The 4,754-nt window shown below is 62.3% G+C and carries 8 protein-coding genes and 1 pseudogene; 5 read left to right on the forward strand and 4 right to left on the reverse strand.

What is annotated here, in order from left to right:
- Positions 1-939: 939 nt before the first annotated feature.
- The gene (locus EN780_RS27805; protein WP_189556783.1) at positions 940-1,161 is read left to right on the forward strand and encodes a hypothetical protein; all 222 of its coding nucleotides are present in this window, start codon (positions 940-942) and stop codon (positions 1,159-1,161) included.
- Positions 1,162-1,179: 18 nt separating this feature from the next.
- Here EN780_RS27805 and EN780_RS39010 read toward each other — a convergent pair whose 3' ends face one another.
- The 3 genes from EN780_RS39010 to EN780_RS27815 all read right to left on the reverse strand — a co-directional run bounded on the left by EN780_RS39010 (position 1,180) and on the right by EN780_RS27815 (position 2,108).
- Positions 1,180-1,416, reverse strand: a complete 237-nt coding sequence (locus EN780_RS39010) for a hypothetical protein (protein ID WP_127393308.1) — start codon at positions 1,414-1,416, stop codon at positions 1,180-1,182.
- An 86-nt stretch (positions 1,417-1,502) separates the two neighbouring features.
- Entirely contained in the window at positions 1,503-1,736 is a 234-nt protein-coding gene (locus tag EN780_RS27810) for a hypothetical protein (protein ID WP_127284590.1), read from the reverse strand.
- A gap of 165 nt (positions 1,737-1,901) precedes the next feature.
- Entirely contained in the window at positions 1,902-2,108 is a 207-nt protein-coding gene (locus EN780_RS27815; RefSeq protein WP_127284589.1) for a hypothetical protein, read from the reverse strand.
- 340 nt (positions 2,109-2,448) lie between these two features.
- Here EN780_RS27815 and EN780_RS27820 point away from each other — a divergent pair, with 340 nt between their 5' ends.
- Positions 2,449-2,943 carry a hypothetical protein gene (locus EN780_RS27820; protein WP_127284588.1) on the forward strand — a complete coding sequence of 165 codons (495 nt, stop codon included), beginning with the start codon at positions 2,449-2,451 and terminating at the stop codon, positions 2,941-2,943.
- 44 nt (positions 2,944-2,987) lie between these two features.
- Here EN780_RS27820 and EN780_RS27825 read toward each other — a convergent pair whose 3' ends face one another.
- The gene (locus EN780_RS27825; RefSeq protein ID WP_245494562.1) at positions 2,988-3,695 is read right to left on the reverse strand and encodes an isochorismatase family cysteine hydrolase; all 708 of its coding nucleotides are present in this window, start codon (positions 3,693-3,695) and stop codon (positions 2,988-2,990) included.
- A 63-nt stretch (positions 3,696-3,758) separates the two neighbouring features.
- Here EN780_RS27825 and EN780_RS27830 point away from each other — a divergent pair, with 63 nt between their 5' ends.
- The 3 genes and pseudogenes from EN780_RS27830 to EN780_RS27840 all read left to right on the forward strand — a co-directional run.
- Positions 3,759-4,007, forward strand: coding sequence for a hypothetical protein (locus EN780_RS27830; protein ID WP_127284587.1), 249 nt, complete (start codon positions 3,759-3,761; stop codon positions 4,005-4,007).
- A gap of 28 nt (positions 4,008-4,035) precedes the next feature.
- Positions 4,036-4,449: pseudogene (locus tag EN780_RS27835) on the forward strand (HD domain-containing protein); the annotation flags it as partial.
- Between the two features lie 98 nt (positions 4,450-4,547).
- Positions 4,548-4,754: plasmid stabilization protein (locus EN780_RS27840; RefSeq protein WP_128275901.1), on the forward strand; the 207-nt coding region annotated here is incomplete at its 3' end.

A 4,754-nucleotide genomic window follows, 5' to 3' on the forward strand; every position in this document is an offset into this window, starting at 1 on the left:
GCAATGGAAACATGGCGGCCAAACTGAACCCGCCATTCGGGGTTCGGGTGGCTGGCCTCTCCGCAGGATTTCAGAGTCAAATCCAAAAAGCCCGCCGCCAAGGAGTTAGCGGCGGGCAGTTCAGGGTTGCCGCAGATGGAGGGGATGATCTCCTGCGACTTCTACCAATGGACTGGCGGGCCGTTGTTTCCCGTGTTCGGACCTCTGCGTGCGGCCATCGGACCTCAGTCGCCATTACCGGGGACGCCAACCAAGTTTCGTTCCTTGCTGCAAGCGCCCACCATGCTGAAAGGGACACATGGCGGGCACCCGTGATGACCGCCGATTAGGGGCTAGCTGTCGACGGTGCCCTACCAATGGGTTGCCGGGATGTTGGTTGCCGCGCCTGGGCCCTTTGCCGCCGGAGCTGAGACCTCAGTCGGACCAAGCCATAGACCGTGGCCCAAGCCCGGGAACGAATGCAGGCAGGCACCGTTGCGCAACGGAGGGATATCTATTTGGGAGAGGAACGATGGACGACAGAGACAACAGCGTTCTTGAGGCCCGGTGGCTGCTCGCCGTGCCCGCTTCACTGGTTCTCACAGTGCTCATTGCCGGCTTTCTGCTCGTGTAAACGGCCCATGGATCGATCCATTTTCCAGCGCAATTTTGACAGATCCAATGTCGGGGAACCGTGCGGCGGGGCATGCGTTTAGTCACGTCCCAAAAATCCCGTTGCCACCCATCCTTCAGATGGCAGCGGGGTTGCTGGATAGCCCGGTTTCCCTAACTCCTGTCACTCCGTGGAGGAGCAAAGCCGGGCTATTCGGTCCTACGCCGAATCGACTCGCTAACGTCACATTGCAGGAATACAATTCTCTCGTCGTCCGCACCCAACCGAGGCGAGCGGATGCTTGAAAGAGCAGATCACGCCTTCGCCCGGGTGAGGGAGAAAGCGTCATGGCTTTCAAAAAATACAGCAGCATATTCACGCCCGTCGATCTGGAGATTCTCCAGAGGGTTTTTGACCAATTATGCGCGGAGCGCCGTCTGGCCCTTAAAGACCAGGAGCAGCGGGAGCAGCTTGCCTACGAAGTCATCCAGGCGTTCGAGAACGGCATCTGCGACGAAGTCGCGTTGCGCCGGTTGTTTTCGAAACGCCGCGAGGCCATGGCCGAGTGAAAGCTCTCGGAGGCGACTTCACCGGACGCCTCCCGTTCCGGAGTTGCCCTCTTCCATCTCATCCGACAGAAGCCTGGCCAGATGGTCACGGCTCAAGCCCAGCGTTTGCTTCAGAACCACCAGGAAGGCGCGCGCCCTCTCTGTCGGCAGGCCGCTCTGCTCGGCCTGGGCGATGACCTCGAGCTGATGCTCCAACCGCTGTTCAATCTCGCGGATGTGCTGCTCGACCCTGGCGATGTCGTCCTTGATGCTCATGCCGCGAAGATAGCCCATTGGAGCTAGACTGACAGCCCTTCGTTCACGGAACGTCCGGCAGGCGTTCCTAGCTACGTTAGTTGTCGCTAAAGGCGCCGGGCTGGTCCTGTGCCGTTCCACCGGATGAACGCCACCTCCTTGCCGGTGACCTCCCGCACCGTCCTCAACAACGCCTCATGCAGAAGCTGGAGCGAGCGGTAGTGATCGCATTGCGGCGATATCAGCGGACCGACGATGCTCTTATGCAGCGCCTCCGCTGCCTGTAGGAACCGCTCCAAATCCGGACCGGATAGCTGCCTGGGCTTGTTGCGCCTGACCATTGCGACCCCCCGAGTCTCGCCTCATATAGGATAATAATCCTATATCGCTTAATGGCTGTAAAGAGGGTGGATAAGGCGGAGCGGTTACGCCGCGGAATGCGCCAGCTCAAGTCGCTCGGCTCGGGCACAGCCTTGCCGCGGAATTTCAGGGAAACGACCGACGGGTCAGAATTCGCGCTTGAGAAGTTGGAAAAGCGACTCCTCGTCCGATACGCCGCTGGCGAAGATATCCATTATCTGTGCGGCCAAGGTATGCGCTTCGCGGGTGCCGGGCAGAATGGCGAGGTCTTGGCAGATGCGGTCATAGACCCTCTGCAGGAGGGCCATATCCTCCGGGTAAGCCACACCGCTGGTTTTGGTAGGATCGAACATCGCTTCCTGCCTCGTGCTGGGGCGGAAGCGCTCTGTTCGCTTGCTGTCGGCGATGCCCGTGTCAATTACCGCCGATGGTGGAGGATAGGCCGGTTGGGGGCCACGGCACTATAACAAATGATGGAGCGGACCGGACACCGGCCCTCTGCGCAGTTCGATCGGACTTCAGTCCAACTTCTCTTCCGGCGGCCGGGTCTGGGCAGCCGCGATGGCCGAGCGCAATGCCTCAATGGAACCAGTTCCGCCTCCCTCAGTTCCATTAGGACGTCTCTCGCGGGTTGGCGGCCAAAAATGGCTCGGCTGCCCGAGGCCCGAGGACAGTTTTTTGCCGGAGGAACCGATGTCGCTGCACACCCTTCATCCCGAACATGTCGATGAAACCCGCATGAATGCCTATTCGACTTTCGCCCCTGCCCTTCTCAATTCGCTGGCGCTGCGGCTGGCCCGCTGCCAGGGAACGAAGGAACTGGCGGAGGTGGAGAAGTCGCTCATCCGCCTTGTCGAAGACTCCGACGTCGCCGCGCCGCAGGTCGAGGCGATGAAGGAATTCGCGATCGAACTGGTGGTGTCGACGATGAAGAACGTCCGCGACCACCCAGACTCCAAGAGCGATCTCGAGGAGATCGCCGGCCGCCGCACCCAGGGCCGTTCGGAAAGTCCGGACACGCTCGAGGAGCAGTTGGAGGCGGGCCTGGAGGACAGTTTTCCGGCCAGCGATCCGCCGGCCGTGGTCTCCACCGCCATTTCCGGCGGCGCCAAGGAGATTGTCGGCACCGACGAGGTGCTGCGGCAGAAGAAGGAGGCTGCCGCCCGGGAGGCGCAGAAGAACGAATAGCCGTTCCGGAATTGGGTCAAGGCGAAGCGATATGGCGGTTCAGCCTAGCGCCAAAGCTCCAGGATGACTTCGACCGGAGCGACCTCGACATGATGTGAATATCTCTTGCTGAAGAGGCTGACGATGGCGTCGTAGGCCTCGTTCGAGGTGCTGCAGATCGCATCCTGAGCCAGGACCGTCCTGTAGCCGAAGTCGATCGCGCCTAGCAGCGTTGCCAGCACGCACATGTCGGCTTCGCCGCCACTCACGATCACCGTGTCGACGGCGTCGTCCGCCAGGGCCCGCTGCAGCCGGCCGCCAAACCAGGGCGAATAGACGAATTTGTCGAACTGGCGCGCGGGCGGAACGAACCGCCGCAGTTCCGGTGCAAGTTCGATGATGTCGGCGCCTGCGCGTTCGAGCGTCATGTCGGCCCAGCGCAAATAGTAGTCGCGCCACTGGCCGGTGCCATCGCCCGGCCTGCGGGCCGGAATGAACCGCGTGAAGACCGTTCTCGCTGGCTGCCTTTCGACAAGCTGGATCACCTTCGGCAATGTTTCGGGGAGCCAGTCGACGGCCCACGGGCCCGGCGGCATGAACATTTGCTGCATATCCACGCAGATGTGGATCGCATTTGCCGGAATCGGACGGAGGATCTCGTTCTTCGTATTCTCTGGCATCGCCTCTCCCGCGACCCGCGCGGCTTTCGACGGGTACCGCAGTCCGGCTCGTGCGACCTGCCGGGCTTCGTTGCAATGCGACGGCGCGGGCAAAGTTCCTGCGGGGGAACCTGATGCTTCGCGAAGGGTTCTCCTCCCAACAGGAAGGAGCACGCAATGAATAAGGACGACAAGGATGCTCGCGACAATACTGGCGCCACCGGCGCCGTTCCGCGGCGGCCCGGTGCGGGCCATGCTCCCGAGGCGACGGGGCTGCCCACCAAGGGCGGCGACGATCCGCTGGTGCGGTTCCTGGCGGAGAACACCGACCTTTCGCCGAAACAGGCCCGGGAACTCATCCGCGAGCACGGTCACGACCGGCAGCGGCTGCTGGAGATAGCGCGCACGATGAAGGCTGAGGGCTGAACCGAGGACCAGGCAAGGAAATAAGAGAATGAGCATGCTGTACCGCGCGGCCAGGATCGCGGAGGAGGCGCATCGGTCGCAGACCGACAAGACCGGCGGACCCTATATCGAGCACAGCCGCCGCGTCGCCGAACAGGTCGAGACGCTCGACCAGAAGATCGTCGCTTATCTGCATGACGTCGTCGAGAAAGGCGAAGGCTGGACCCTTGGCCGGTTAAGGACGGCGGGCTTCGGCTCGCCCGTCGTCGCCGCCGTCGATGCGCTGACGAGAAGGCTGGACGAGACCGAGCAAGGGTTCCTGTGCAGGGCCGCGTCGAACCGGCTTGCGTTGCCGGTCAAGCGGGCCGACCTGAACGACAATCTCTGGCAGGCGCGCCAGGCCGGTGTTTCGACCGCGAAATACGAAACCGGCCTGCGCGTCCTCAACCGGCTTCGCGGCGCCAAGACCATTCCACCAAAGAGACGAGCCGGGACGAGCAGAATCGGAACGAGGCTCGACGCCGGCCGTTCCCCTTGATCGGCATCTAATGGAGCAGAAAAATGCCACGCGGAGACAAATCGAAATACACCGACAAGCAGGAACGCAAGGCCGACCATATCGCCGAGGGCTACGAGCACCGCGGCGTATCCGAGAAGGAGGCCGAGCGGCGCGCCTGGGCGACCGTCAACAAGGACGATGGCGGCGGCAAGAAGGAAGGCGGCTCGGGACGCGGCAAGCACACCGGCAACCCAGCCGCGCACAAGGGC

Source organism: Mesorhizobium sp. M4B.F.Ca.ET.089.01.1.1 (assembly GCF_004022605.1).
Classification (GTDB): Bacteria; Pseudomonadota; Alphaproteobacteria; order Rhizobiales; family Rhizobiaceae; genus Mesorhizobium; species Mesorhizobium abyssinicae.